This is a genomic window from Kribbella sp. CA-294648, assembly GCF_050943845.1.
In the GTDB taxonomy this organism is placed as follows: domain Bacteria; phylum Actinomycetota; class Actinomycetes; order Propionibacteriales; family Kribbellaceae; genus Kribbella.
The window spans coordinates 2,075,471-2,100,530 of the sequence record NZ_CP191981.1 but is presented as its reverse complement, the minus strand read 5'-3'; the positions used below and the strand labels follow the sequence as shown (position 1 = coordinate 2,100,530).

27 protein-coding genes are annotated in these 25,060 nt (G+C 68.2%); 10 read left to right on the top strand and 17 right to left on the bottom strand.

What is annotated here, in order from left to right:
• Nucleotides 1–96: 96 nt before the first annotated feature.
• Entirely contained in the window at nt 97–951 is an 855-nt protein-coding gene (locus tag ACQPYM_RS10230) for a helix-turn-helix transcriptional regulator (RefSeq protein ID WP_433018358.1), read from the bottom strand.
• A 113-nt stretch (nt 952–1,064) separates the two neighbouring features.
• Here ACQPYM_RS10230 and ACQPYM_RS10225 point away from each other — a divergent pair, with 113 nt between their 5' ends.
• On the top strand, nt 1,065–2,492 hold the full coding sequence (locus ACQPYM_RS10225) for an MFS transporter (protein WP_433018355.1): 1,428 nt from the start codon (nt 1,065–1,067) through the stop codon (nt 2,490–2,492).
• Between the two features lie 23 nt (nt 2,493–2,515).
• On the opposite strand, the gene ACQPYM_RS10220 is transcribed toward ACQPYM_RS10225, so the two are convergent.
• The 3 genes from ACQPYM_RS10220 to ACQPYM_RS10210 are packed head-to-tail and all read right to left on the bottom strand — an operon-like array spanning nt 2,516 to nt 5,176.
• Nucleotides 2,516–3,301, bottom strand: a complete 786-nt coding sequence (locus ACQPYM_RS10220; RefSeq protein WP_433018352.1) for a pentapeptide repeat-containing protein — start codon at nt 3,299–3,301, stop codon at nt 2,516–2,518.
• Between the two features lie 24 nt (nt 3,302–3,325).
• Nucleotides 3,326–4,447 carry a peptide chain release factor 2 gene (prfB, locus tag ACQPYM_RS10215; protein WP_433018349.1) on the bottom strand — a complete coding sequence of 374 codons (1,122 nt, stop codon included), beginning with the start codon at nt 4,445–4,447 and terminating at the stop codon, nt 3,326–3,328.
• Nucleotides 4,448–4,498: 51 nt separating this feature from the next.
• Nucleotides 4,499–5,176 carry a TetR/AcrR family transcriptional regulator gene (locus ACQPYM_RS10210; RefSeq protein ID WP_433018346.1) on the bottom strand — a complete coding sequence of 226 codons (678 nt, stop codon included), beginning with the start codon at nt 5,174–5,176 and terminating at the stop codon, nt 4,499–4,501.
• 69 nt (nt 5,177–5,245) lie between these two features.
• Between ACQPYM_RS10210 and ACQPYM_RS10205 the strand changes: the two genes are divergently transcribed.
• Entirely contained in the window at nt 5,246–5,467 is a 222-nt protein-coding gene (locus ACQPYM_RS10205) for a hypothetical protein (RefSeq protein WP_433018343.1), read from the top strand.
• 197 nt (nt 5,468–5,664) lie between these two features.
• Nucleotides 5,665–6,144, top strand: coding sequence for a hypothetical protein (locus ACQPYM_RS10200; RefSeq protein ID WP_433018340.1), 480 nt, complete (start codon nt 5,665–5,667; stop codon nt 6,142–6,144).
• Here the strand turns inward: ACQPYM_RS10200 and ACQPYM_RS10195 are convergent.
• A complete protein-coding gene (locus ACQPYM_RS10195) occupies nt 6,132–6,272 on the bottom strand; it encodes a hypothetical protein (protein WP_433018337.1) in 141 nt (46 codons plus the stop codon). The two genes, ACQPYM_RS10200 and ACQPYM_RS10195, sit on opposite strands and share 13 nt — an antisense overlap.
• Before the next feature lie 127 nt (nt 6,273–6,399).
• Entirely contained in the window at nt 6,400–7,380 is a 981-nt protein-coding gene (locus ACQPYM_RS10190) for an alpha/beta hydrolase (RefSeq protein ID WP_433018334.1), read from the bottom strand.
• A gap of 77 nt (nt 7,381–7,457) precedes the next feature.
• On the opposite strand from ACQPYM_RS10190, the gene ACQPYM_RS10185 reads away from it, so the two are divergent.
• The gene (locus tag ACQPYM_RS10185) at nt 7,458–8,240 is read left to right on the top strand and encodes a helix-turn-helix domain-containing protein (protein WP_433018331.1); all 783 of its coding nucleotides are present in this window, start codon (nt 7,458–7,460) and stop codon (nt 8,238–8,240) included.
• Nucleotides 8,241–8,334: 94 nt separating this feature from the next.
• Here ACQPYM_RS10185 and ACQPYM_RS10180 read toward each other — a convergent pair whose 3' ends face one another.
• From ACQPYM_RS10180 to ACQPYM_RS10145, 8 genes are all read right to left on the bottom strand, one after another.
• Nucleotides 8,335–8,952, bottom strand: a complete 618-nt coding sequence (locus tag ACQPYM_RS10180; RefSeq protein ID WP_433018328.1) for an SDR family NAD(P)-dependent oxidoreductase — start codon at nt 8,950–8,952, stop codon at nt 8,335–8,337.
• A gap of 79 nt (nt 8,953–9,031) precedes the next feature.
• Nucleotides 9,032–9,430, bottom strand: coding sequence for a Tad domain-containing protein (locus ACQPYM_RS10175; RefSeq protein WP_433018325.1), 399 nt, complete (start codon nt 9,428–9,430; stop codon nt 9,032–9,034).
• 38 nt (nt 9,431–9,468) lie between these two features.
• On the bottom strand, nt 9,469–9,885 hold the full coding sequence (locus tag ACQPYM_RS10170; RefSeq protein WP_433018323.1) for a hypothetical protein: 417 nt from the start codon (nt 9,883–9,885) through the stop codon (nt 9,469–9,471).
• A gap of 128 nt (nt 9,886–10,013) precedes the next feature.
• On the bottom strand, nt 10,014–10,367 hold the full coding sequence (locus ACQPYM_RS10165; RefSeq protein ID WP_433018320.1) for a TadE family protein: 354 nt from the start codon (nt 10,365–10,367) through the stop codon (nt 10,014–10,016).
• A gap of 98 nt (nt 10,368–10,465) precedes the next feature.
• Nucleotides 10,466–10,663, bottom strand: a complete 198-nt coding sequence (locus ACQPYM_RS10160) for a hypothetical protein (RefSeq protein WP_433018317.1) — start codon at nt 10,661–10,663, stop codon at nt 10,466–10,468.
• Nucleotides 10,664–10,677: 14 nt separating this feature from the next.
• On the bottom strand, nt 10,678–11,619 hold the full coding sequence (locus ACQPYM_RS10155; protein WP_433018314.1) for a type II secretion system F family protein: 942 nt from the start codon (nt 11,617–11,619) through the stop codon (nt 10,678–10,680).
• Complete coding sequence (locus ACQPYM_RS10150; RefSeq protein ID WP_433018311.1) at nt 11,616–12,476, bottom strand: type II secretion system F family protein; 861 nt, start codon at nt 12,474–12,476, stop codon at nt 11,616–11,618. The genes ACQPYM_RS10155 and ACQPYM_RS10150 overlap by 4 nt, the downstream gene beginning before the upstream one ends.
• The gene (locus ACQPYM_RS10145; protein ID WP_433018308.1) at nt 12,476–13,753 is read right to left on the bottom strand and encodes a CpaF family protein; all 1,278 of its coding nucleotides are present in this window, start codon (nt 13,751–13,753) and stop codon (nt 12,476–12,478) included. The genes ACQPYM_RS10150 and ACQPYM_RS10145 overlap by 1 nt, the downstream gene beginning before the upstream one ends.
• Nucleotides 13,754–14,327: 574 nt before the next feature.
• Between ACQPYM_RS10145 and ACQPYM_RS10140 the strand changes: the two genes are divergently transcribed.
• A complete protein-coding gene (locus ACQPYM_RS10140) occupies nt 14,328–14,828 on the top strand; it encodes a SigE family RNA polymerase sigma factor (RefSeq protein WP_433018305.1) in 501 nt (166 codons plus the stop codon).
• Between the two features lie 16 nt (nt 14,829–14,844).
• Entirely contained in the window at nt 14,845–16,119 is a 1,275-nt protein-coding gene (locus ACQPYM_RS10135) for a hypothetical protein (protein WP_433018302.1), read from the top strand.
• A gap of 87 nt (nt 16,120–16,206) precedes the next feature.
• On the opposite strand, the gene ACQPYM_RS10130 is transcribed toward ACQPYM_RS10135, so the two are convergent.
• From ACQPYM_RS10130 to ACQPYM_RS10120, 3 genes are read right to left on the bottom strand one after another with little or no spacing between them, the layout of a single operon-like run.
• A complete protein-coding gene (locus ACQPYM_RS10130) occupies nt 16,207–16,950 on the bottom strand; it encodes a GntR family transcriptional regulator (RefSeq protein WP_433018299.1) in 744 nt (247 codons plus the stop codon).
• Between the two features lie 53 nt (nt 16,951–17,003).
• The gene (locus ACQPYM_RS10125; RefSeq protein ID WP_433018296.1) at nt 17,004–17,777 is read right to left on the bottom strand and encodes a TIM barrel protein; all 774 of its coding nucleotides are present in this window, start codon (nt 17,775–17,777) and stop codon (nt 17,004–17,006) included.
• Nucleotides 17,774–18,808: a Gfo/Idh/MocA family oxidoreductase gene (locus tag ACQPYM_RS10120; protein ID WP_433018293.1), complete on the bottom strand. Its 1,035-nt coding sequence runs from the start codon at nt 18,806–18,808 to the stop codon at nt 17,774–17,776. Before ACQPYM_RS10120 ends, ACQPYM_RS10125 begins: the two co-directional genes overlap by 4 nt.
• A 211-nt stretch (nt 18,809–19,019) precedes the next feature.
• On the opposite strand from ACQPYM_RS10120, the gene ACQPYM_RS10115 reads away from it, so the two are divergent.
• The 4 genes from ACQPYM_RS10115 to ACQPYM_RS10100 all read left to right on the top strand — a co-directional run bounded on the left by ACQPYM_RS10115 (nt 19,020) and on the right by ACQPYM_RS10100 (nt 24,964).
• Nucleotides 19,020–20,000 (top strand): LacI family DNA-binding transcriptional regulator, encoded by a 981-nt coding sequence (locus ACQPYM_RS10115; protein WP_433018290.1) that lies wholly within the window; start codon nt 19,020–19,022, stop codon nt 19,998–20,000.
• A complete protein-coding gene (locus ACQPYM_RS10110) occupies nt 19,997–21,136 on the top strand; it encodes a phytanoyl-CoA dioxygenase family protein (RefSeq protein ID WP_433018287.1) in 1,140 nt (379 codons plus the stop codon). Before ACQPYM_RS10115 ends, ACQPYM_RS10110 begins: the two co-directional genes overlap by 4 nt.
• Nucleotides 21,137–21,150: 14 nt before the next feature.
• Nucleotides 21,151–22,152: a Gfo/Idh/MocA family protein gene (locus ACQPYM_RS10105; protein ID WP_433018284.1), complete on the top strand. Its 1,002-nt coding sequence runs from the start codon at nt 21,151–21,153 to the stop codon at nt 22,150–22,152.
• A gap of 100 nt (nt 22,153–22,252) precedes the next feature.
• Nucleotides 22,253–24,964, top strand: a complete 2,712-nt coding sequence (locus ACQPYM_RS10100; RefSeq protein WP_433018281.1) for a beta-N-acetylglucosaminidase domain-containing protein — start codon at nt 22,253–22,255, stop codon at nt 24,962–24,964.
• Nucleotides 24,965–25,060: the final 96 nt, after the last annotated feature.

The window sequence follows — 25,060 nt, the reverse complement described above, 5'->3', positions numbered from 1 at the left end:
CTCCGTACGGCCGGTCGCTCCGCCCCGTCGCCCGGCCGCGCGGTGTCCCGCTCAGGGGCACACTTGGTTGCCGGGGGCAGCATTTGCCCCCGGCAATCAGTCGTTGACGAGCAGGCGCAGCTTGGCCTCGGTCTCCGCGTCGGCCGGGGTGTAGACGGTAGAGCGCACCTGACCGAGCTGACTCAGCCACAGGCTCACCGCCTCCATCCGCAGCAGACCGACCCGCTCGTTGTTCAGCACCTTGAGCTTCCCGCTCGGCGCGGCCACGTCGTACCGCTCCCAGAGTTCGGCGAACAGCGGCGAGCTCGCCAGCAGCCGCTCGGTCAGGTCCTGCCAGCTCGGCTCGCCGAGATGGTCCGCCAGCGCGACCCGGTAGCCCGCGACCATGTGCTGCTTGATCGAGTCGCTGTCGGCGAAGTTACAGCGCCACTCGTCCGACACGAAGGTCAGCCAGAGCAGGTTGCGCTCCTCGAGCGGGATCGCGTCGACATCGATGACCACCTGGCAGTAGGCGTCGTTGAACGCCAGTACGTCGTACCGGGAGTTCAGCACCTGGGCCGGGTACGGCGAGAGTTGGTCGAGCATCTTCTGAACGGAGCCCGGCAGCGCGATGTTCTCGCTCCTGGCCGGGCCGAGCGCGATACCGGCCAGCGTGTAGAGGTGGTTCCGCTCGAGCCGGTCCAGCCGCAGCGTCCGCGAGATCGCTTCGAGCACCTGGGCGGAGACGTTGATGTCGCGGCCCTGCTCCAGCCAGGTGTACCAAGTGACGCCGACCCCCGCGAGCTGGGCGACCTCCTCGCGCCGCAGGCCCGGCGTACGGCGGCGGCCGCCTGGCGCGAAGCCGACTTCCTCGGGCTGGATGCGCTCGCGGCGGCTGCGCAGGAACGCGGACAGCGCCCGGCGACGCTCATCCTTGTCGGTGGCGGCGGGCATACTACTCAGGACACTCACCCTCCCATCCTGCTGGCTCGGCAGGCTCCGGAAAAGCCTGGTGCCAGGTGCTGCCAATACCAGGATAACCAGGCTCTCACCACCAGCTTGCGAATGCGCGCATGCTGGGGCCTATGACAGATCAGCTCGAAACCGCCCCGGCGGTCACCCAACCGCCGGTCAAGTCGCCGCTCGGCCCCGTCGCTCTCACCACTCTGCTCTTCGGCGCCTTCCTGCCGATGCTGTCCTTCTTCATCATCAATGTCGCACTGCCCGCGATCGGCACGGATCTGAACGCGAACGCCGGCGAGCTCCAGCTTGTGGTCGGCAGCTATGGCATCGCCAACGCGACTCTGCTCGTGGTCGGCGGCCGGCTCGGCGACGGCTTCGGCCGCAAGCGGCTGTTCCTGGCCGGGCTGATCGGCTTCACCGTGATGTCGCTGATCTGCGCGATCGCGCCGACCATCGGCGTACTGCTCGCTGCCCGTGTCGTCCAGGGTGCGGCGGCCGCGGCGATGACGCCTCAGGTGCTCGCCTCGATCAGCAGCCTGCTCACCGGCGAGCACCGGGCCCGGGCGATGGCGATGTTCGGCGTCGCGGGTGGGGCGGCGGCCGCGCTGGGCCAGATCCTCGGCGGCGTCCTGGTCGAGGCCAACGTGTTCGACCTCAGCTGGCGGGCCGTGTTCCTGGTCAACGTCCCGGTCGGGCTCGTGGCAGTGGTTGCCGCCGTCAAGCTGTTGCCCGAGACGCGTGCCGACAAGGCGCAGCGGGTCGACCTGGTCGGCGCCGGGCTGCTCGCGCTCGCGCTGGTCTTGCTGCTGCTCCCCCTGACCGAGGGGCGCCCACTCGGCTGGCCGGCCTGGACCTGGGCCTCCCTGGCTGCCACGATTCCGGCGGTCGCGCTGCTCGGCGTACACCAGCATCGTGCGGAGAAGGCCGGCTCCGCTCCCCTGATTCCGCCGTCCGTACTGCGGCTGCGGCCGATGCGGATCGGGCTGCTGCTGGCCGTGGGGTTCTTCACCACCTTCGGCGGGTTCATGTTCGTCTTCGCGCTGGCGACCCAGGGTGAGGCCGGGATGTCCCCACTGGAAGGCGGTCTGAGCCTGCTGCCGATGGCGGTCGGCTTCCTGATCACCTCGGTCTACGGGCCTCGCCTGCAGCAGCGGTTCGGCGCCGGTCTGCTCCTGCGCGGCTGGATCATCCAGTCCGTCGGGTACGCCGTACTGGCGGTGGTTGCTCTCACCTTATGGCCGGACGTGACGCCGTGGACGCTGGCGATCCCCATGCTGATCGCAGGGTTCGGCAGCGGTCTGGTGATGGTTCCACTGATGGGTGTGGTGATCGGACAGGTCCCGCCGGCCCAGGCTGGGCTCGGCAGCGGCATCCTGCTCACCAGCCAGCAGACCTGTCTCGCACTCGGCGCGGCCACCGTCGGCACGGCGTACCTGTCCCTGGCCGGCACTTCCTGGGGCCAGGGCGGCGCACTGGCAGCAGTGGCCCTCGCAATCACCGCCATCTCCCTGCTAATGACCCCGGTGACCCTCCAGTTGCGTTCCAAGTAACCCAGTGGCACCCCGGGGCCGGGCTACGGGGTCCAGTGGGGTGGGCGGGTTACTGCGGGTGGGAGCTTGGTCTTGGAGTTGCCCTTGGCCGCGTTGACCTGTGACTGAGTCAGGAAGAGGGCGCCGGTCAGGTCGGCGTCCTCGAGCCTGGTGTCGCGGAGGTCGGCACCGATCAGGTCCGCTTGTCGCAGGTCCGCGCCGCGAAGGTCGGCGGCGATCAGGTAGGCACCCCGGAGGTTGGCGGATCGCAGGTCCGCGCCGCGGAGCTTGGCCCCGAACAGGTCGGCGCCGCGGCGTTCCTTCGCCTTGCTCTGCTTGCCTCTGACGAGTTTGCTGGTCTGCAGGAGCAATTCGTTGACCTTGGCCCGTTCGCCCGGCAGGTCGACGCTGGTCAGATCGGGTTGCAGGGTCAGTTGCTCGATCCGCTCGCTCGCCTGACGGAGCTGCGGATGGAGCGACCGTGCCTCGGCCCGCTCGGCGGCGTCCGCGAGGTACCAGAGCAGCTCGTGGAGCTGGCGCATGATCGGCAGCGCCTCGAACATCTGCTGCCCCGGCTGCTCACGCCAGCTCCGGCCTGCCCGCTGCGAGATCTTCTGGCCCGCGCCGAAGCAGTCGTACACCGTGCAGCCCTGGAAGCCTTCCGGCCTCAGCTTCTGATGGATGCCGCAGCGGAAGTCCTCTTGCAGGTTGCGGCACGGTTCGCCTGCGTCCTTGTCGATCGCGAAGTCGGCGGACTTCGCGAACGTGAGGGCGACGCAGCAGAGGCCGAAGCAGTTGGCGCAGTCGGCTCGGAGAGCTGCTCGGGTCACGGTTGCACTGCGTCGTACGGGGAGCTAGTTCTGCTCGGCGGCAGTCTGGCCGGTGCGGCGCCAGCGGATGCCGGCCTCGATGAACTCGTCGATCTCGCCGTCGAAGACACCGCTGGTGTTGCCCGACTCGTAGAGCGTCCGCAGGTCCTTGACCATCTGGTACGGGTGCAGCACGTAGGAGCGCATCTGGTCGCCCCACGAACCCTGCACGTCACCGCGCAGCGCGTCGATCTCGGCCCGCTCCTCGGCCTTCTTCAGCGCCAGCAGCTTGGCCTTCAGGATCACCATCGCGGAGGCCTTGTTCTGCAGCTGGGACTTCTCGTTCTGGCAGGAGACCACCGTGCCGGTCGGGATGTGGGTGATCCGGACCGCCGAGTCGGTGGTGTTGACGCTCTGCCCACCGGGACCGGACGACCGGTACACGTCGATCCGCAGCTCTTCCTCGGGGACGTCGATCTCGTCGGTCTGCTCCAGCACCGGGACCACCTCGACCGCGGCGAACGAGGTCTGCCGGCGGCCCTGGTTGTCGAACGGGGAGATCCGGACCAGCCGGTGCGTGCCCGTCTCGATGCTCAACGTGCCGTACGCGTACGGCGCCTTGATGCCGAACGTGGTCGACTTGAGCCCGGCCTCTTCGGCGTACGACGTGTCGTAGACCTCGGTGCCGTACCCGTGCCGCTCGGCCCAGCGCAGGTACATCCGCTGCAGCATCTCGGCGAAGTCGGCCGCGTCGACGCCGCCGGCGCCGGAACGGATGGTGACGAGCGCCTCGCGTTCGTCGTACTCGCCGGACAGCAGGGTGCGGACCTCGAGCGACTGGACCGCCTTGGACAGCGAGCCGATCTCCTTCTCCGCCTCGGCCAGGGTGTCCGCGTCGTTCTCCTCGCGGCCCATCTCGACCATGATGCCGAGGTCCTCGATCCGGCTGCGCAACGTGGTGACCCGGTCGAGGTCGGCCTCCAGCCGGGACAGCTTCGAGGTCACCTTCTGCGCGTTGGCCTGGTCGTTCCACAGATCGGGCGCGGCGACCTGCTCGCCGAGGTCGGCGATGTCGCGGCGCATGCCCTCCAGATCGAGAACTTTCTCGATCGAGGTCAGGGTCGCGTCGAGTTGCTTCAGGTCAGCGTCAAAATCAGGTCCAGCCACAACCAAGTAGCGTACCCGCTCCCCACCACCCGCCAGCAATCCAGCAGCTCTCTACAGCCGGAGACCGTGCCTCAAGGCTCCAAAGACCACGGAAACCGCCTGCTCCAGTGCCTCCTCGACATGCGCGACCTGAACGCCGTTCGGGTTGTCCGGCAGGAGCCGGGCAAGCTCAGCCTCCAGCACCTTCTGCGCCGCCGCGTACTGCGCCGCGACCAATTGAGCAAGCAACGGACTGACCCCCGGATCCCGCTCCAACAGCGCCTCGACCATCAGCGCCTCCATCTCCTCAGCATTCTTCCGCCGCCGAGCGAGTAGTGCAGGACTCTCCTCAATAGTCCGCGCAAACGCCTTCCAGGTAGCCAACTGCCCCGACCGCAACCGCCCCCGAATCCCCTCCAGATAATGCCCCTCCAACGCATCAACCACCTCCCCACCGGAAGGTGGTTCGGGGAGAGGGGTATCGCGGATTACCTGGGCTGGGCCTTGCCACCAGTCGTGGGAGTCGAAGAAGAGGTCTTCTTTGGCTGGGAAGTGGTTGAAGACGGTTTGGACCGCGACGTCGGCGGCCTTTGCCACTTCCGCGACGGTGACGTGGTCGAAGCCGCGCTCGATGAACATCTCGGTCGCCAGGTCCGAGATCACCTGCCGGGTCCGCAGCTTCTTCCGCTCCCGCCGGCCCACCCCCGCCCTCACCTCGGGTGCTCCATCCGGCTCCGGCGTCATCTGCATGGACGCAGCGTAGACCGACATGCTTTAGTTCATCCATTCTTGTAGTCACTACATTTTTGGAGTCAGTACATGTCGATCCTCATCACCGGCGGACGCGGCAAGATCGCCCGCGCGGTGCACGCCGGCCTCGTCGCGCAAGGCCGTGACGTCCGCGTCGCCAGCCGCGAACCGGCCGACCTCCCCGGTGCCATCGCCCTCGACCCCGCCCACCCCGTCTCCCTCGCAAACGCCTCGACGGCATCACTCAGGTCTTCCTGTACGCCGACCCGGCCACCGCCGAACTCTTCGTAGAAACCGCCGAGAACGCCGGTGTCAAACAGGTCGTCCTCCTCTCGTCACTGTCCGCCCAAGCAGCCGACGACGCCACCAACGGCAGCGGGAGCGGGAGCGGCGGGAGCGGCAGTAGCGGGAGCGGCAGCGGCAGTAGGGGTGACGTGGGCGGTGACCCGCATGTTGGCGCGGAGCGTGTCATCGCGGGTGGGGACTACGTGACCACTCGGCTGCAGCCCGGGACCTTCATGTCGAACGCCACCTACTGGTCGTATCAACTGCGTGCGACCGGCCAGGTCCGGCTGCCCTACCTGGACGCCGAAGAAGCCCCGATCCACGAGCAGGACATCGCCGATGTGGCGCTCAAGGTCCTGCTGGATGGTCCCGGTGGTGCGCACGACGGTGCCGCCTATCCGATGACCGGCCCCGAGTCGATGACCCGCCGCCACCAACTCGGGCTCATCACCGAAGTCACCGGCGTACCTGTCGAGGTTGTCGAGCTCACTCCCGAGCAGGCCTTCGAGGAAATGGCGAGCACCATGCGCAACCCGGCGCAGCTCGCGTCACTCATGGCGTACTGGGCGTCCCGCGTCGGCAGCCCGCATCCGCTGGAGCCCACCGTCGAACTCCTCACCGGCCACCCGGCCCGCACCTTCACCCAGTGGTTGCACGACAACCCAACCGTCTACAGCAACTGAGCAGCCGCCCCGGCTGCTGCTGAGCCGAAGGTCAGCCAACTGCTCGTCAGCTGCCCGGCGATGGCGCCGGCCGCGGCGTCGTCGACGTACAACGTCGGGCTGAGCCGAAGGTGCGGCCAGCCGTTCATCTGCTCCGCCTACAGCTGCCGGACCGGCTGGCGGGCGTCGGATGACGAGGTCGCCGGCGACGGAGCGGAGTACGGGCCCGTCTCGGTCGACGCGGACGGCGCACCGGCCCCCGCACCGTAGTCGGGTTTACCGGGCTGGTGCGTCCGAGTGGTTCAGCAGGTGACTTCGCAGGAAGGTGAGTATTTCGGCGCGGGCGGGCTGGGCCGCGGGGACCACGCCCGACATGCTCAGAAACGCGTGGGTGGCTTGCGGATAGCGCGTCATCGTCACGTCGACATCCGCCTGTCGCAGCCGCTCGGCGAAGGCCGGTGCCTGGTCCTCCAGGGTGTCCAGACCCGCGGACTGGATGAGGGCCGGGGGCAACCCCGCAAGATTGTCATGTCTCAACGGTGAAATCGTCCGGGCATCGAAGGATGCGGGAATCGCGATGCGCTGCACCGCACGGCAGTTGCCCGGTGTGGCGGTTGGCGCGTCCGCGTTCTCAGTGAACGAAGGGAACTGGAAGACGCTGTCGGTCCAGTCAAGCTGCGGATTAATCAGCACCTGGGCCTGCAACGGGGTGCCCAACTCGACTGCGCGGATCGCAGTGAGAGCTGCGAGCGTGGCTCCCGCACTGGAGCCGAGGGCAACGACCCGATCCGGATCAGCTCCCCATCGCGCGGCTTCCGCGACGAGGCGAGGCATCGCGTCGTACGCGTCGTCGACAGCCGCCGGCAGCGGGTGCTCGGGGGCCAGCCGATAGTCGACCGATGCGACCACGGCCGGGCAGTTGGCCGCGAGATGAGTGAGCAACCAGTCGTCCTGATCCGGCGTACCGGTGATGAAACCGCCGCCGTGGAACGCGATGATCAACGGCAACCCCGAACCGCCTCGCTCGGGTTGGTACACGCGGACGTCCAGCTGACGCCCCGGCAGTTCGAGGGCGTGGGTCGTGATGCGCGCGCCGCGATCGGGACGACCGGTGACGAGCCCGGACAGGACGGAACGGCGCTTGCGGTTCAACGCCTCGCGGTACTCGATGACCTGCGCCGGGGTGATCGAATCCCAGTCCGGCGCAGGGGTGAGTGCCGACAGAATCCGCATTCGCAGGGGAACTTTGCCTCGCATGATGTGTCCTCCGGGTCGAGCCTGGTGCTCCTCGTCGGCCGCTGGGTTCCAGTCGGCCTGGCGCTACCCTGGCAGCCGTGACGACCGGTGCGCTTTCGGAAATCTGCGGTGCGCAGCGGACGCCCGTGGCCTGGATGCGGCCCGGGCACGTCGGTTACATCGGCCCGGATCTCGGTGTGGAGCCGCACGCTCCCTCGGTCGCGATGCTCACCGTCGGGCTGGACGCGCCACTCGTCCTCCATACCGATGCCTACGGGCAGATCCGCACCGGCAGTTCCTTCGCCCCCGCCCGCACGACCCAGCGCGCCGTCGCTACCGAGGGATGGATCTTGACGTTGTTCGTCGATCCGGCGAGTGCGCCCGCCACCGTGATCGCCGACGTGATGACGAAGGCCGCCGGACCCTTCGGCCTTCACCACCGGCGGGAGCGGGAGCTGATCGAGCTCTGTCGTGCCGAGCGCGTGGAGCCGGAACGCATCTACGCCCGAGCGGTCGCCGCCCCGGTACCGGTCGTGGATCCACGCATCGAGCGTGTGGCCGCCGCCATTCGCAGCGACCCGGCCCGGACCTTCCGCGCCGAGCAGATCGCCGCGGAACTGGGTCTGTCCACCACCCATTTCCTTCGCCTGTTCAGTCGGCAGTGCGGCACTTCGTTCCGCGGGTATCAGCGGTGGAACCGGATGATCGCCACGATCCGCGACACGGTCGCTGGGCACGACCTCACACGTTCCGCCATTGATGCCGGGTTCGCGACCCCGTCCCACTTCAGCGAAACTTTCCGCGACCTGATCGGCCTGTCCGCCACGACGATGCTGCGGGCCGGAATCCGGTTCGACCTCGGACCCGAAGTACGGGAGTGATCTCCGGCCACAGCCGACCTCGCCGACGCAGGCTCGGCCGGTGGTGCGTCGCAGGCTCGGCCGGTGGTGCGACGCAGGCTCGGCGCCGGTGGTGCTACGGCAGGATCGAGTCGATGTAGCCGCCGTCGACGCGGATGGCGCCGCCGGTGGTCGCCGAGGCCAGGTCGGAGCTCAGGTAGACGACCAGGTTGCCGATCTCCGGCGGTTCGATCAGGCGCTGGATCAGCGAGTACGGCCGGTGCTCCTTCATGAACTGTCGCTGCGCCTCGTCCCACGGAAGCTCGTCCCCGACCAGCTCGCCGACGAACTCCTCGACGCCCGGCGTGTGGGTCGGACCGGCCATCACCGAGTTCACGGTGACACCGGTACCGGCGGCCGCCTTCGCAAACCCGCGGGTCACGGCAAGCAGAGCTGTCTTTGTGACGCCGTAGTGGACCATCTCCAGCGGGGTAACCACGGCCGAGTCGCTGGCGATGTTCATCACCCGGCCGAAGCCGCGCTCCATCATGCCCGGCAGGTAGTGCCGGATCAGCCGGACCGCCGACAGCACGTTCACCTCGAAGTACCGGCGCCACTCGTCGTCGTCGATCTCCAGCACCGGCTTCGCGCCGAAGATGCCGAGGTTGTTCACCAGGATGTCCAGCTCGCCGACAGCCGCGAACAGTTCACCCGCGCCATCCGCTGATGCGAGATCGGCTGCTACTGCAGTCACTTCGGCGGCTGGTACTTCGCGCCGTACTGCGACCGCGGCCCGCTCGGTCGTGCCACCGGCCGGCGCGGCCGGTGGTTGTTCAGCGGATCGGCACTACGGCGGCGGCGTCCGCGTCGATGTCGGTGCTGCCCGGCCAGCCGGGTGGTTCGAACGGGAGGTCGACCGAGGACGACAAGGTGACGGTCACGGTGGTTCCGGTGACGTCGGCGGACCAGTCCAGGCCGGAGAAGCGGTTGTCCGCTCCGACGGCGTCCAAGTACTCCGCGGTCAGCCGCCGCGCCTCTTCGGGATCGATCGCGGCGTTGCCTCCGGCACCTGGTTGGGCGTAGATCGCGGCCAATCCGTTGGCGGCGGCAAGCACCGCGCCGTCGGCTGTCGCGTCGAGGTCCCGCCGGACCAGGAACACCTTCGAGATGTCGGTGACCACGATGATCATCATCAAGACGATGGCGGCGAAACCGATGATCAGCACCGTCATCTGCCCCTGCTCACCATGCTTCCTTCGTGGCTGGAGTTTCATCCGGTGCCCTTGGCTTCGCGGTAGTCGCCGTATGGCTCGGTGTGCGAGGCGCTGACGTGGATCGCGGGACGCTCTCCACCAAGCGCGTCGGGGATAAGTGGCAGGGGTACTTCGGCGTCCAGTTCGACGGTGACGGTGGAGCCCGGCTCCAGGCAGGCGGGACTGCAGGTGATCTTCAGTTGCTCCGAGCTGAGGTCCATCCCCTGGTCCTTCATGGCAAGTCGAGCGGCCTCGAAGGCGCGCGCCCGGGCGTCGTCCTCCGACAACCCGGCCGGCACGATGATGAAGGCGCGTCCGGCCGCACGAGTCGCGGCAGTCGCGCCGTACGAGGCTCGCTGGACGTCAAACACCCCAAGCATCACGTAGACCAGCGGCACCAGCAGAAGCAAGGCGAGCCAGGAAAACTCCACCACCGCACTACCCTGCTCATCCTGCACACGCGACAAACGGGCCTCACCCGACCACCGCCCCTCGCGCGACAAGCGGGCCTCACGCAACCGACGGCCCTCGCACGACGAGCGCCACCGACGCGACCGCCGGATCATTCGCCGGTCTCCTTGATCGCGTGCCCTTCGACGGTGAACTCGATGCCCGGTCCCCACAACCCGAGCGGCGGCATGTGCGCCTTCACCACCACCACTACCCCGGGCTGGCCGTTCACGTCCGTCGACTGCCCCTCGATCGAGTCAATCAACTCACCGCGAACCACCCCGTTCACCAACTCCCGCGTCCGCGCCTCCCCATCCCCCGGCTCCCGATTCAGCACCGCCGCGTAGTGCGCCCCTTCGGAAGCCGCCGCCGTGATCGTGTTCCGGACATACAAGAACAACCCGACCTGCAAAATCCCCAGAAACAACGGCACCACCACCACAGAAACCATCACAAAGTCGACCACCGCGGCACCCGCTTCCCCGCGGCGCCGCCGTACAACGCGTGTTTGGTCCGCGTCCGGCGGGTGAGGCGGGACGCGGAGGTTTGCGGGGTGGGGTGAAGTCACTTGTTGGCGACTGAGTCCAAGGCTTTTTGGAGCATCTCTTTGAGTTGGTCGGCGGCCAGGGTCCAGATGGCGACCACCAGACCGGCGGTCATGACGGTGATCAGGACCCAGCCCGGTACGTCGCCGCGTTCCTTCTCGGCGGGTCTGGGCTTGGTCACCAGGGCTACGAACAGTCTGGTCATCAGCAGTGACATGGCATCTCCTCAATTCACCCGGCGATCAGCCGGATCCCGACAGCGCCTGGATAGAAGGCGAAGGCAATGGTCACCGGGAGCACGAGAAACACCACCGGAATCATCATGGCGACCTCGCGGCGGGCACCCGACTCGATCAGCTCACGCCGGCTCGCTTCCCGGATGTCGCCCGCCTGCGCGCGCAGTACGTCGGCCAGCGGCGTACCGCGTTCGAGCGCGACCGCCAGACCGTCGGCGAAGCGGGACAGCGCGACCAGCCCGCTGCGATCCGCCAACGCGTCCAGGGCGCGCACCAACGGATCACCCGCGCGCGTCTCGGACAGCACTCGTTGCAGTTCGTCGGCCAGTTCGCCGCGGCACGATCTCGCGACCCGGTCGAGCGCGGCAGCAGGACCTTCACCGGCGGCGACCGACAAGGCCAGCAGCTCAGCGACGGTAGGCAATTCCGCCAGCAGCCGGCGTTCGCGACGCGTCACCTGGCTGGTCAGATACGTGTCCCGAGCCAGTACGCCGATCACTGCGAGGAAGCCGCAAAGCACCAGCAGACCAATCGGGTTGCCGGCGCCCAGCGACAGCGCGATCAAAGCAGTCAGCAGACCGACCCCGAACCCGGCAGCACCCCACAGCACCTGCTCGATCCGGAATTCTTCAACGGTACGGTCGATTCCGGCCCGCCCCAGCCGTCGCCGGATCGACGCCGCCCCACCGAGGATCCGCTCGAGCCGCACCGCACCGGCCCGCAGCGAAGGACCGAAGAGCCGAACGATCGCGTAAAACGGCGACCCCGAGGCCACCACACCGGCAAAGACATCCGTCCCGCCACCGAGGTCCCGCAGGTACGGCCCGATGCGGTCGTCGACAGACGGCTTGCGCAGGAACGGCAGGCGTCGCAGTACCAGCAGCAGACCACCGCCGAGCAGTGCGCCGAGGAATGCGCCCAGCACCATCGGACTCATCGCAGCACCCGCTCCGGCTCAGGCAACCGACCGATGCGCAACATCAGCCGATAAGCGATCACGCAGACGACAGCGCCGACCCCGATGACCACGGCACCGACCGGCGAGTTGTACCGCTGGATCACGTCGCCCTGGAACGAAAGCATCGCCAGCACCAGCCAAGGCGCGGCCACCGCGACGCGAGCACCATTGACCGACCAGGACTGTCGCGCTTCCAACTCCGATCTGGTCCGCGCATCATCGCGCAGGAAGCTCGACAGCGATCGCAACAGCCGGCCGAGATCTCCACCGCCGACCTCACGCGCGATCCGCAACGCCTCGATCACCCGATCGCCGACCGGGTCGGCGAGCCGCGCCTTCAACCGATCCAGCGAATCCGCAAAGCGGCCGGTCGACGCATAGTCCGCGCCGAACCGCCGAAACGGCTCCCGCAACGGCAACGGCCCACGTTCCCCGACTTGCGCGAGCGCCTCGGACAAAGACAACCCGGCCCGTACTGCGGACGCGATGTTGTCGACCACATCGGGCCAGAGCTCGCGGAATTCGGACAGCCGTTTGCGCGCGCGGCTCTTGAGCAAGGCGACCGGCAACCCACCGGCCATCAGCCCGAAAACCAGCCCGATCGGCAACGCGGCCGAGACGAGGAACATCAGCACGAACGCGACGAACCCGGTGAGGAAGCAAGCCCCGATGAACGCCGCCGGCGTCACGCCCTCCACCCCGGCGGCGGCGAGCAACTCGCGGCTGCGCGTGGTGAGCCGGCCGTCGGTGTTGGCCTTGCTCTCGCGTGGCGAGAGGAAACTCCAGCAGATCAGCAATATGCCGATACCGAAGAACAGGCCGAGCAGGAGTCCCATCAGCCCACTCCCCGCGGTAGTTCGGTGAGCAGCCCGGACGGCGAGTACCCGGCTTGGATGAAGCGGTCGGGATGCGGCAGCTGACCTTCGGCCCGGCGCAACTGACCGTCGATCGTGGAGAACAGGCTCTCGGTCTCGATCGCCTGCTCCTCGATCCGGCCGCTCACCGCGACGATCTCGCGCACCCGGCGCTGACCGTCGTGACCGATGCCGAGATGGACGACGAGGTCGACGCAGCCCGCGACGGTCGGCAGCACGAACCGTGAGCCGATGTTCTCCCCGGCCAGCAACGGCAGTGTGCACATCTTGGTCAGCGCTTCACGCGCCGAGTTCGCATGGATCGTGCACATGCCCGGCAAACCACTGTTGAGAGCTAGGAGCAGATCGAGGCACTCCTCACCGCGCACCTCCCCGACGATCACCCGGGAAGGACGCATCCGCAGCGATTCCTTGACCAGATCGCGCAGCCGCACCTCGCCGGTCCCTTCGAGACCGGCCTGCCGGGTCTGCATCGAGACCCAGTCGGGGATCGGCAGCTTGATCTCGAAGACCTCTTCGCAGCTGATCACCCGCTCGCTGCCGGGGATCGACCCGGACAACGCGTTCAGCATCGTCGTCTTACCTGCCTGGGTGCCGCCGGAGACCAGGATGTTGAGGCCGCAGGCGACGGCCGCGTCGAGCACTGCGGCGGCGTGCGGCGTCAATGAGCCGAGCGCGACCAGATCGGCCAGCCGGGTGGCGCGGACAGTGAACTTGCGGATGTTGATCGCTGCATACCGCTGGGTGATGCCGCCGAGCACGATATGCACCCGGCTGCCGTCGGGCAGCCGCGCGTCCGTGAACGGCTGCGAGACGTCGATCCGCCGGCCGGTGGTCTTCAGCATCCGCTCGACCAGGTCGCTGACCTCCTCCTCGGTCAGCACCGTGGTGGTCAGCTCGTGCCGGCCGTCGCGGGCGATGAAGACGCGGCTCGGCTCGTTGATCCAGATCTCCTCGACGGCCGGGTCGTCGAGATAGCGCTGCAGCGGGCCGAAGCCGGCCACCCGGTCGTGCACCTCGCGGCTGACCGCCTCCAGGTCGCCGATCGGTGGCACGATCCCGGTCAGGCTGCGTTCGTCGTACTCCTTGACGACCGTCGCGACGATCGCGTTGACGGCGCCCGGGTTGCGCAGCGGGTCGATGCCCTCGCGCCGGACCACGTCGCGGACCTGGGCGTCGATCAGCTCGACCGCACCGTTCCAGCCGGACCGGCGCGGGGCAAGTCTGTCGGCTGTCATCGTCTCCCCGTGTGCGTGTCGTCCGGCGACCTGGGCGGTCACCCTGAGCGACACATCCTGTCAATCCGGAGACCACCGGCGCCACCCCGGCCCCGGCCGCCTGTGGATAACCCTCACATGCGACGGGTTCACCCACCGTATCCATCCGCTCACCACCCGGTCCACCCCGTTGCAGCTTCCTGCAACCGCGCACCCCTCGGTCCCGTCCCCGCCGGTCCCCCTTTCGGGGGTCAACCCCTCAGCTGGTGGGTTGCCACCCCGGATTCAGGGGTGGCAACCCACCTTTTCGGGGGTTGACCCCCGAAAGGCGACAGGCGAGGCGGAAGGCGGATGCTGGCGAGCCAGTGCGGGGCGAACGGGTGGGCCGAGGGCGGGTGGGCCGGAGCCGGGTGGATGGGTCGGGTGGATGGGTCGGGTGGATGGGCCGGGTGGATGGGCCGGGTGGATGGAGGGCCGGGGGCGGACGGGCGGGCGAGGAGACTCGGGGGTGGACGGGCGGGCGAGGAGACTCGGGGTGTAACGGGAGGGCTGGGGTGGGGCGTCGTAGAGGTGAGACCACGACGGAGAGGCCGGGATGAGAGCGACGGACGAGGACTTCGAGGAGTTCGCCAGAGCGCGAACCGCGCAGCTGTACCGGACGGCCTGGCTGCTGACCGGTGACCGGCACCACGCCGAGGACCTGGTGCAGGAGACCTTGGCGAAGATGTTCCGGGCCTGGCGGGGTGTGCAGCGGATCGACAACCCGTCGGCGTACGCGCAGACCGTGCTGGCCAGGACGTTCATCTCGCAACGTCGCCGGCGTAGCTGGGGCGAGCAGCCGGTCGCGTCGATGCCCGAGCGGGCCGAGCGACCGGGTGACCCGGCGTTGCGGATCTCGCTGCAGAACGCGCTGGCGGAACTGTCGCCGCTCGACCGTGCGGTGCTGGTGCTGCGGTTCTTCGAAGATCGCAGCGTCGAACAGGTCGCGCTGGATCTCGGCAAGAACGCCGGGGCGATCAGAACCAGAACGTCTCGTGCCCTGGACCGGCTGCGCGCCGTGCTGGGCGCGGACGCCGACCACCTGATCGTCCTCTGACCAGAAGGAACTCCCGATGACAGAACTGAACGACACCCTGCCCGAGCTGATGCGCCGCGCCACCGAGAACCTCGAGCCCGAGTCCAGCGACCTGGTCGAACGCGGTATGCGCCGAGGAGCCACCCTGCGCCGCCGCCGGACCGCCTTGCTCAGCCTCAGCGGCGCGACCGCCGTACTTGCCACTGCCGGCGTGGTCATCGGCGGCAGCCAACTCTTCGCCAAGGACGCCCGCCCGCCAGTTGCCAGTACTACGACCAGCCAGGCGACCACCAAGGCCAACGCGCCCGTGGCGAAACCGGTCACGCCGGAGGAGTCGCTGAAGACTCTCGTCAAACTCCTGCCGCCCAAGCTGCTGCTGGAAAAGAGCGTTGCCGACGCGGACGAGTTCGGAATCGCGCTGAGGGCGTACGTCAATGACGGCAAGGCGATAACCCAGCTCACCGTGCGAGTGTCGGGGCCCGGTGTCTACACGCCCTGCATCGCGCCGAAGACGGACCGGTGCGTCACCCGGCCGGACGGATCCAAGCTCGCCGCCTTCGAGAACGAGCCGGTGTACGACAAGGGCAACAACCCCGGTGGGGTTCTCTTCAACCGCCTCACCGTCCAGCGGGCCGGCACCGAGACGGTCTCGTTGACGAGCTTCAACGCCATGGCCGAGAAGGAGTCGACGGCCACCAGGGCGACGCCGGCCCTGAGCATCGCCCAGCTGACCAAGATCGCGGACAGCCCGCTCTGGCGCTTCCCGGCGAAGCCGATCGCGCAGCCGTCGGGTCCGGCCAAACCGAACCCGAAGGATCCTGGCGCCGGCAAGCCGGGTGTACCGGCGCTGCAGACCCTGCAGACGCTCAAGAAGGTGTTGCCGGCCGGCCTGTCCCTCAGTCGGCCCGAGAGCTGGGGCGGCGGAACCGAGGGCCACAACGGCGCGGCCTACCTCGTCAATGACGGCAAGGGCCTGGCGCGAGTCGACGCTTTCGTGACGCGCGAGGTGCCGGTCACCAAGTGCACCTCGGAACGCTCGACGACCGTCTGCGAGGTCCGGGACGGCTACGTGGTGGGCTGGGAGAAGAACTCCCCCACGTACAGCGACGCCCGGCAGGCCAAGGACGGGGTGATCTCGAACCGCGTCGAGATTCACTACCCGGACGGCCGGATGATCAGCATGACCGCGTACAACGGCCCAGAGGAGAAGGGTGCCAAGCACACCCGGGTGAAGCCCGTCTTCACCACGGAACAGTTGCTGGCGATGGCCGCCAACAAGGCCTGGAAGTTCCCGGGCACCGGCACCCGATAGGCCGGCTTACCTAGTGCCGGCACCAGATAAGCCGGCACCAGGTAGGCACTGGCTCTCTCGTCCGCCGCTGGTCTTCTGAGGGGTGGATCAGCGGTGGACGAGGGTGTGTTCGAAGGCATAGCGGGAAGCGCGGAACAGGTGGGACCCGTACTCCACCGCACGTCCGTGGTCGTCGTAGGTGATCCGTGTGGTCGCCAGCAAGGGTGAGCCCGGCTCCTCCGACAGGAGCCGGGCTTGCTCTGTTGTGGCCGGCTGCGCGGAGATGGTCTGGTGTGCGACCTTCAGCCGCACCCCCTCGGCCCGCAGCAACTCATAGAGCCCGCGCTCCGCCAGGGTGTTCGGGTCCGTGTCGAGCATCTCCGGCGGCAGCCAGTTGCGCATCAGGGCCAGCGGTTCGCCGTCAGCGCGGCGGAGCCGCTCCAAGCGGAGTACGCGATCGCCCTGCTCGCATTGGAGAGCTGTGGCGACGTCTGCGCTCGCAGGGACGATACCGAAGCGCAGTACTTCGGTCTCGGGCTTGCGGTGCGCCGCGGCGAGATCGTCGTACAGGCTGGTGAGTTCGAGGCTGCGGCGTACCTGTCCCGAGTTGCCGACGACCTGCGTGCCTACGCCGCGCTTGCGAACCAGGAGGCCCTGGTCGACCAGCCGGGCGATCGCCTGCCGCACAGTAGGGCGGCTGAGGCCGTACGCCTCGGCAAGGTCCACCTCGTTGCTGAGCCGGGAACCGACCGGCAGCTCACCGCCCTGGATTGCCGCCTCGAGCTGCTGCGCTAGTTGAACGTGGAGCGGCGTGCGACTGGTGCGATCAACGGTGACCTGGACGGTGCTCATGGGCACATCTTGGGGTGTCGGAGGCGCACCGTCGAGTCGGAGCACGGATTTGATCAGATCTCTGCCTTACTGAACACGTCGGCGAACCGCCGCAACGCGAGCTCGCTGTCGCTGTGGGCAAAGGCTTCCAGCCCGACCGGACCCGCATAACCGAGCTCCCGCACGGCTGCCACCACGGCCGGATAGTTGATCTCGCCAGTACCCGGTTCACACCGCCCCGGTACGTCGGCCACCTGGATCTCGCCGAGGTACGGCGCCGCCTTCCGGAGCAGGGCGATCAAATTCCCCTCGCCGATCTGAGCGTGGTACAGGTCGAGCATCAGGCGCAGGTTCGGATGGTCGACGGCCTTGACCAACGCCAGCGTGTCGGCAGCCTTCGCGAACGGCACGCCCGGGTGATCGACCTCGGTATTGAGATTTTCCAGCACGAACATCACATCGTGGGCGGCGCCGAGCTCGGCCAGCTTGGTCAAGGTGCGCGCCGCGGTCAGCCACATCTCGCCGGTCACCTCGTACTGCGGTACGACCGGCAACCCACCTTCCCCCAGCTCCGTGCCGTGCAGGTTGAGTCGCGGACACCCCAGCCGGTGCGCCACCTCGATCGACTGCTCGGCGGTCTTCAGCAGCTCGTCCTGATCGTGCGTGAGCGAACCACTGACGTAGCCGGTCATCGACGAGAACGTCGCGCCCGTCCGCACCAGTGCGTCGATGTCCTTACCCGGATGGCCCCAGATCTCGACGTCGAAACCGCGCTCGTGGATGCGTTCGACCCTGCTGACGAACGGGAGGTCCGTGAAGACCATCTCCGCACAGACGGCCAGCCTCATGCGAACTCGTGCAACTGGACGGGGCGGTGCTCCTCGTGGGACTTCATCGCAGCCAGTGCGATCCGCAGCGCGTTGCGGGCGTCGTGGCCGGTGACCGGTGGAGTCGCGCCGGTCCGGATCGCGTCGGCGAACTGGGCGAGCTCGGCGACGTACGCGTCGACGAACATCTCCTCGTCGCTGCGCAGCGTCTGCCGGCTGATGCCGTGCTCGCCGTAGAGCTCCATCGGGCTGCTCGCGTGCCGCCCGGCGGTCACCATGCCCTTCGAGCCGAACACCTCGCCGCGCACGTCGTACCCGTAGAGGGCGGAGAAGCTCGCCTCCGCGGTCGCGATCGCCCCGTTGGCGAAAGTCAGCATCACCGCGGCCGTGTCGATCAGCCCACTGTCTTTGTACTGCGGGGCGACCAGCGCGTCGGCGCGGGTGTAGACCTCGATCGGCTCGGCGCCCGGGTTGAGCCAGAGCAACGTGTCGAAGTCGTGGATCAGCGTTTCGCGGAAGATCGTCCAGGGCTTGATGGTGGCCCCGTTGGCCAGTCCGCCGGGCCGGCCGGGATCGCGGGTGACCGAGCGCATCAGCTGCGGCGTACCGATGTCGCCCCGCACGATCGCGTCATGAGCGGCCGCGAAGTCGGCGGCGAAGCGGCGGTTGAAGCCGACCTGGAAGGTCACCCCGGCCTTCTCGGTGGCCTCGATCGCGCGGTCCATCTCGGCCAGCTCAAGCGAGGCAGGCTTCTCGCAGAAGACCGCCTTGCCCGCCTCGGCCGCGCGGACCACCAAGTCGCTGTGCGCGGCCGCGATCGAGGTGATCGCGACAGCGTCGATGTCGGGATCCTTCAGCACGTCGTCCAGGTCGGCGGCTCTGGCGCCGTACTGCGCCGCGAGGCTCTCGGCCGCGTCGGTGCGCGGATCCACCACCGCGGCCAGCTCGACGGCCGGGACCCGGCGGGCGATGTTGCCCGCGTGCATGGTGCCGATCCGGCCCGCGCCGATCAGCGCGATCCGGATGACTTGCAGCCCGTGATCGGTACGCATGGCGGTCGATCCCCTCATGACGTGTGCCCTCGGGACGGGTGCCCCTCAGGAGGTGTGAGTTCCCGTTGTGACGAGCAACTATTACTAGAGCGCTCTAGTCACGAGCTAGCGAACACTGGTTTGATGGGCCCGTCAAGAGTTGTCCGCCGGATTCGTTTCCGCACCACCTTGGGGGTATCGAGTGGCAGGCCGGGGGGATCGTCCCGCGACGATGGAGGACGTGGCCCGGCTGGCGGGAGTGTCGCGGGCACTCGTCTCGATCGTGTACCGCGAAGCACCGGGGGCGAGCGAGGCGACCAGGGCGCGGGTGTTGGCCGCAGGCAACGAACTCGGCTACCGCCCCGATCACCGGGCGCGTCTGCTCGGTCGCAGCCGGACACGGTTGCTGGGCGTGACGTTCGACGTACAGGCGCCTTTCCACGGTGATCTGGTGGAGGCGTTGTACTTGGCGGCCGAGACTGCTGGCTACGACCTCGCACTTAGCGCTGTCGCGCCGTCCCGCAACGAGGCGCGCGCAGTGCAGTCGTTGCTGGACTACCGCTGCGAGGCGCTGGTGCTGCTCGGCCCGCAGCTCTCCCAGGCCGCATTGGCCGCACTGGCGGAGTCACAACCCGTCATCGTGGTTGGCCGGAAGGTGCGGGCGGCAGGCGTCGACGTAGTACGAACAGATGACACGGCCGGCTCGCGACTGGCGGTCGAACACCTTCTGTCACTGGGCCATTCGCGCATCCTGCACATCGATGGGGCGAAGTTCCCGGGTGCGGCGGAGCGGCGTACCGGCTATCGCGCGGCCATGCGGAAGGCCGGACTCACGCCACTCGTCGAGCCGGGCGGGCGCACCGAGGCCGACGGAGCCGACGCGGCCAAGAACTTCTTGAACGACTCACCACCGGTCACGGCGGTGACGATCTTCAACGACCGCGCGGCGACAGGCTTCCTGGACACGATCCGCCAGTCGTCGGTGGAGGTGCCGGGCGACCTCTCGGTGGTCGGCTACGACAACACCACCATCGCCGGCCTGTCCCACATCGGCCTCACCACCATCGCCCAGCACACCACCGCCCTGGCCGAGCTGACCACCCAGCGGGCCATCGCCCGGCTGACCACGAACACCGACCCGACCGAAGAAGTGGTGACGCCGCACCTCGTGTCCCGCACCACGACCGCTCCCCCAGCAAGGAGTCATCGATGACCTGGCTGAACCCCGACGACGTGCGCCTGGATGATCTGCTGACCGTTCTCGAGGATCGCACCGACCCGGCCGACTACCCGTTCGCGGACGAGGTCGAGCAACAGGTGCTCGTGTACGACGCCGCGCGGATCCGCAAGGAGGACCCGCGTCAGGTGCAGGCCGAGTTCGCCCGAGCGTTCAGCGACGGGCCCGGCATCGTCGTCCTGAAAGGTGCCTTCGGCAAGAAAGTGGTCGACGCCGCGACCGCTGAGTTCACCGCGATGATCGAGGACCAGCACCGGGCCGGTGCGGCGGCCGGCGACCACTTCGCGAAACCCGGCGCGAACGACCGGGTCTGGAACGCCTTGGAGAAGTTGGCGATCAGGGCACCCGAGGTGTTCGCCGCCTACTACTCCAACGAGCTGCTGGCCTGGGCGGCGACGGCTTGGCTCGGTCCGGCGTACCAGGTCACGTCTCAGGTGAACGTGGTGAATCCAGGAGGTGAAGGTCAGACGGTGCATCGTGACTATCACCTCGGATTCCAGTCGGACGAGGTCGCGGCTCATTACCCTGCTCATGTGCACAAGCTGTCCAGCGTGCTGACGCTGCAAGGGGCGGTCGCGCACTGTGACATGCCGGTGGAGAGCGGACCGACGCTGTACCTGCCGCATTCGCACAAGTACGAGCTCGGCTACCTCGCCTGGCGGCGGCCGGAATTCGGCGCGCACTTCGTCGCCCATCACGTGCAGTTACCGCTGGCCAAGGGAGATGCGGTGTTCTTCAACCCCGCGTTGTTCCACGCCGCCGGCAGCAACCACTCCACGGACATCCTGCGGATGGCGAACCTGCTGCAGGTCTCGTCCGCGTTCGGCCGGGCGATGGAAAGCGTCGACCGGGTCCGGATGGCGGTCACCCTCTATCCCGTACTGCGTACTCTGCGGCACGATGACGCCTTCGATCTGGACAACGTCATCGCCGCGAGCGCCGAGGGCTACGCTTTCCCGACCAACCTGGACCGGGACCAGCCGATCGGTGGCCTCGCTCCCCGGACCCAGGCCGACCTGGTCCGCCAGGCCCTCGCCGAGGACTGGCCCGACGATCGTCTGCGGCAGGCCCTCGACGAGCACACCGTACGCCGCCGTACGGATGACATCTGAGCAAGGGAGAACGTATGGAACCGCTTCGCCTCGGAATTCTCGGCGCCGCCCGGATCGCGGGTCGCGCGATCGCCGATCCGGCCCGGCTGACCGGTGCCCGGCTGGTCGCGGTGGCGGCCCGGGACACCGGCCGCGCGGAGGCGTTCGCGGCCGAGCACGGCGTGGAGCGGGTGCTGGCGAGCTACCAGGACGTGATCGACGATCCCGAGGTCGAGGCGATCTACAACCCGCTGGCCAACGGGCTGCACGGCCCGTGGAACCTGCGAGCCATTGCCGCGGGCAAGCATGTGCTGACCGAGAAGCCGTCGGCCAGCAACGCCGCCGAGGCAGCGCAGGTGCGGGACGCGGCGCGCGAGCGGGGCGTCGTGGTGATGGAGGGCTTCCACTACGTCTTCCATCCGGTCACGCGGCGGCTGCACGAACTGCTGGCCAAGGGTGAGCTCGGAGAGCTGCAGCACGTCGAGGCAACGATGGTGATGCCGCCACCGGCCGACGACGATCCGCGCTGGTCGCTGCAGCTGGCCGGTGGCGCTGTGATGGACGTCGGTTGTTACGCCCTGCATGCGCAGCGGATGCTGGCGCCCTGGGGCGGCGGTGCGCCGACACTGGCCAGTGCGCGTGCTGGCGAGCGTAAGCGGCTTCCCGGCGTGGACGAGTGGCTCAACGCCGACCTGGTGTTCCCCAATGGCGCGACGGGCGCGGTGCGGACCAGCATGGCCGGCGAGGACGTCGACTTCAGCCTGCGGATCATCGGCACGCGCGGCGAGGCGTTCGCGCCGAGCTTCGTGCTGCCGCACCTCGACGACAGCGTCACGGTGAAGACCAAGGAGGACACCTGGGTCGAGCGGCTCGGCACCCGGTCCTCGTACACGTACCAGCTGGAGGCTTTCACCGCGCGCCTTCGCACCGGTGCCCCGCTGGTCACGGACGCCGACGACGCCGTCGCGACGATGGAGCTCATCGACGCCTGCTACCGCGGCGCCGGCCTGCTAGCTCGCCCCACCACCACGCTGTAGGAATCTGGCTGTAGGAAGTTGGCAGCGGTGACATCTTGACGAGCAGTTCCGCGCAATGGCTGGATAGGGGGAGCTGCCGCCCAGCCTTTGAGGAGACTCGATGCGTCCCCTTCTTTCCATCGTTGGTGTGCTCACGCTGACCGCCCCGCTAGCCCTCTCCGCGGGCGCCGCCACCGGTACGCCGTACTCCGCTACGGCCCCGGACGGCGTCGCCGGCCAGGTCTCGCCCCAGCCGCAGGAGCTGACTCGCCGAGCCGACGGCTTCCCGATCACCCCTGTGGTTGGTCTGGTCCGTGGCAAGGACTCCGACGCGGACAGCGAGCGGGTGGTCCGGCAAGTGCTCGCACACGCCGGCGTGAAGCGGGTGAAGACCACTGACGGGACCGACCCTGGTACGCCGACCACTGTCTGGCTCGGGCACTCCGACCCCACCCTGGCCGCCCTGCGAGTCCCAGGTAGCGCAGGGCTGCCGGCCGAGGGATACGTGCTTGCAGCGGGTCAGGATCGCGGCGGCCGCAGCCACGTAGTACTGGACGGCGTGGACACCGACGGCACGTACTACGCCGCGCAGACGCTGGCCCAGCTCGTGCAGCCGCGCCCGGGGACTGACTGGATGCCGGGCGTCGCGATCAGGGACTGGCCGACCATGCGCTACCGCGGCTCGATCGAGGGCTTCTACGGCACGCCCTGGTCGCATGCCGACCGGCTGGACCACGTCGACTACCTCGGCGCCCATCGGATGAACACCTACGAGTACGCGCCGAAGGACGACCCGTACCACCGGGAGAAGTGGCGCGAGCCGTACCCCGCCGACAAGCTCGCACAACTGGGCGAACTGGTCAGCCGGTCCCGGCAGAACAAAGTGGACTTCACGTTCGCGCTCTCGCCCGGGCTGGACATCTGCTACACCTCCGACGCCGACTTCCGGGCTTTGATCGCGAAGTTCGAGGCGCTCTATGGGCTGGGTGCGAGGTCGTTCAACGTGCCGCTCGACGACATCAACTACAACGTCTGGCACTGCGATGCCGACCGGGCGAAGTACGGGACGGGTGGCGCGGCGGCCGGTCGCGCGCAGAGTGAGCTGCTGAACCGGGTCCAGCGCGAGTGGGTCGAGACCAAGCCGGGTGTCGCGCCGCTGCAGATGGTGCCGACGGAGTACTACAACGTCTCGGAAACGCCGTACAAGAAGGCTTTGCGGGAGCAGTTGGACTCGGATGTCGTGGTGCACTGGACGGGTGTCGGCGTCGTACCGCGCACGATCACCGCGGCTCAAGCGGCGCAGGCCAAGGCGGTCTTCGGGCACGACATCCTGATCTGGGACAACTACCCGGTCAACGACTACGCGGCCGGACGGCTGCTGCTCGCCGACTACAGCGGTCGCGAACCGGCCCTCGCCGAGCACGTCGCCGGAGTCATCTCGAACCCCATGAACCAGGCCGCGGTCAGCAAGGTCGCGCTGTACTCGTTCGCCGAGCTGGGCTGGAACCCCGCCACGTACGACGAACGCGCGTCCTGGCTGCGGGCACTCGCCGAACGCGCGGGCGGCGACCGGCGGACCACCGAGGCACTGAAGGTCTTCGCCGACCTCAACACGTACGACGGCACGCTGCACCCGGAGAGCGCACCGGAACTCCAGGCTGCGGTCGACGCCTTCTGGCAGACCTGGCGGGGTGGCGACCATGCCCGCGCCCTTGCCGTACTGCGGCCCGTGGTGAACTCCGTCGTTGCGGCGCCGGCCACGATCCGCACCGGGGTGGTCGATCCCGCCTTCGCGGCCGAGGCGGAATCGTGGCTTAAGGCAACGGAATTGCGGGGGCGCGCGATGCAGCGCGGACTCGAACTGCTGGCGGCGCTGGACCGGAACGATGGGGCTGGCGCGTGGAGTTCGCGTCAGCAGGTGGGTGCGTTGATCGCGGAGGCCAAGGCGATCCGCGACAGTCGGCTTCCGCACAGCTCGACCTATCCGCGTATTGGTGAACGGGTGGTCGACGCGCTGCTGGCCGAGATCGGGCGGGTCCATGACAAGTCGCTTGGCGTGGTGCCGCTGCTCACGGCGACCACTTCGCTGGGGACCTATCAGGACTACGTGCCTGCGCGGATGATCGACGGCGATCCGGCAACGTTCTTCTGGAGCAACGGCGGCCCGGCTCCTGGCGACGAGGTGCGGGTGGATCTTGGGCACAGCACGGAGATCGGGGACATCGCTTTGCTGATGGGGAAGACGAGCAGCCCGAACGACTATATCCGCTCGGGCGCCTTGGAGTACTCGGTGGATGGGTCGCAGTGGACCGAGCTGACTAGGGCTACTACTGCCGAGGTACGGGCTAAGGCGCCGGCTGGGACGAAAGCTCGGTATGTGCGGTACCGGGCGTTGACTGACAACGACTTCTGGTTGGTGGTGCGGGAGTTCTCGGTGCAGGCTCTTGGTCCTGGGCGGACTGAACTGACGGTCACTGGGACGCCGGTGCCCGCCACGGGTTCGTCGTACCGACTGGCTGTGGATGGGGACGTCGAGACGGCTTATGTGGCTGGCGCCGCGCCTGTCGCGGGCGACGCGCTTGTTGCGAAACTGTCGGCGCCGCGGGCACTTGCTGGGGTGACTGTGCTGCAGCGAGCAGGCGCGGTGGCTTCTGCGGGAGTTGAGGTTCTGGTGCGTGGCCAGTGGCGAGCTGTCGGCCGGGTGACGAGTGCCTACGCCACGCTGAACGCAGGGGGCCAACAGATCGAAGCTATTCGCCTCGTTTGGGATGCTGCGAGCGCTGCGCCACAGGTCGCTGAGATTGTGCCGCGCTGGGTTGATGCGCCTAGGTGATAGCCGGCAACGGGTTAGGGGCTGTGGTCAGGCCTCGCGGCGCGGCTGATCGTGGGTGGGCTGGCTCTACGTTGCTGCCAGTTCCTGCTTCTTGCC

Bases quoted from the DNA above. Each gene is read 5' to 3' on its own strand.
- ACQPYM_RS10225 (WP_433018355.1), top strand. From the start codon at position 1,065: ATGACAGATCAGCTCGAAACCGCCCCGGCGGTCACCCAACCGCCGGTC.
- ACQPYM_RS10210 (WP_433018346.1), bottom strand. From the start codon at position 5,176: ATGCAGATGACGCCGGAGCCGGATGGAGCACCCGAGGTGAGGGCGGGG.
- ACQPYM_RS10205 (WP_433018343.1), top strand. From the start codon at position 5,246: ATGTCGATCCTCATCACCGGCGGACGCGGCAAGATCGCCCGCGCGGTG.
- ACQPYM_RS10195 (WP_433018337.1), bottom strand. From the start codon at position 6,272: ATGAACGGCTGGCCGCACCTTCGGCTCAGCCCGACGTTGTACGTCGAC.
- ACQPYM_RS10190 (WP_433018334.1), bottom strand. From the start codon at position 7,380: ATGCGAGGCAAAGTTCCCCTGCGAATGCGGATTCTGTCGGCACTCACC.
- ACQPYM_RS10175 (WP_433018325.1), bottom strand. From the start codon at position 9,430: ATGACGGTGCTGATCATCGGTTTCGCCGCCATCGTCTTGATGATGATC.
- ACQPYM_RS10160 (WP_433018317.1), bottom strand. From the start codon at position 10,663: ATGTCACTGCTGATGACCAGACTGTTCGTAGCCCTGGTGACCAAGCCC.
- ACQPYM_RS10155 (WP_433018314.1), bottom strand. From the start codon at position 11,619: ATGAGTCCGATGGTGCTGGGCGCATTCCTCGGCGCACTGCTCGGCGGT.
- ACQPYM_RS10150 (WP_433018311.1), bottom strand. From the start codon at position 12,476: ATGGGACTCCTGCTCGGCCTGTTCTTCGGTATCGGCATATTGCTGATC.
- ACQPYM_RS10145 (WP_433018308.1), bottom strand. From the start codon at position 13,753: ATGACAGCCGACAGACTTGCCCCGCGCCGGTCCGGCTGGAACGGTGCG.
- ACQPYM_RS10140 (WP_433018305.1), top strand. From the start codon at position 14,328: ATGAGAGCGACGGACGAGGACTTCGAGGAGTTCGCCAGAGCGCGAACC.
- ACQPYM_RS10135 (WP_433018302.1), top strand. From the start codon at position 14,845: ATGACAGAACTGAACGACACCCTGCCCGAGCTGATGCGCCGCGCCACC.
- ACQPYM_RS10130 (WP_433018299.1), bottom strand. From the start codon at position 16,950: ATGAGCACCGTCCAGGTCACCGTTGATCGCACCAGTCGCACGCCGCTC.
- ACQPYM_RS10125 (WP_433018296.1), bottom strand. From the start codon at position 17,777: ATGAGGCTGGCCGTCTGTGCGGAGATGGTCTTCACGGACCTCCCGTTC.
- ACQPYM_RS10120 (WP_433018293.1), bottom strand. From the start codon at position 18,808: ATGCGTACCGATCACGGGCTGCAAGTCATCCGGATCGCGCTGATCGGC.
- ACQPYM_RS10115 (WP_433018290.1), top strand. From the start codon at position 19,020: ATGGAGGACGTGGCCCGGCTGGCGGGAGTGTCGCGGGCACTCGTCTCG.
- ACQPYM_RS10110 (WP_433018287.1), top strand. From the start codon at position 19,997: ATGACCTGGCTGAACCCCGACGACGTGCGCCTGGATGATCTGCTGACC.
- ACQPYM_RS10105 (WP_433018284.1), top strand. From the start codon at position 21,151: ATGGAACCGCTTCGCCTCGGAATTCTCGGCGCCGCCCGGATCGCGGGT.
- ACQPYM_RS10100 (WP_433018281.1), top strand. From the start codon at position 22,253: ATGCGTCCCCTTCTTTCCATCGTTGGTGTGCTCACGCTGACCGCCCCG.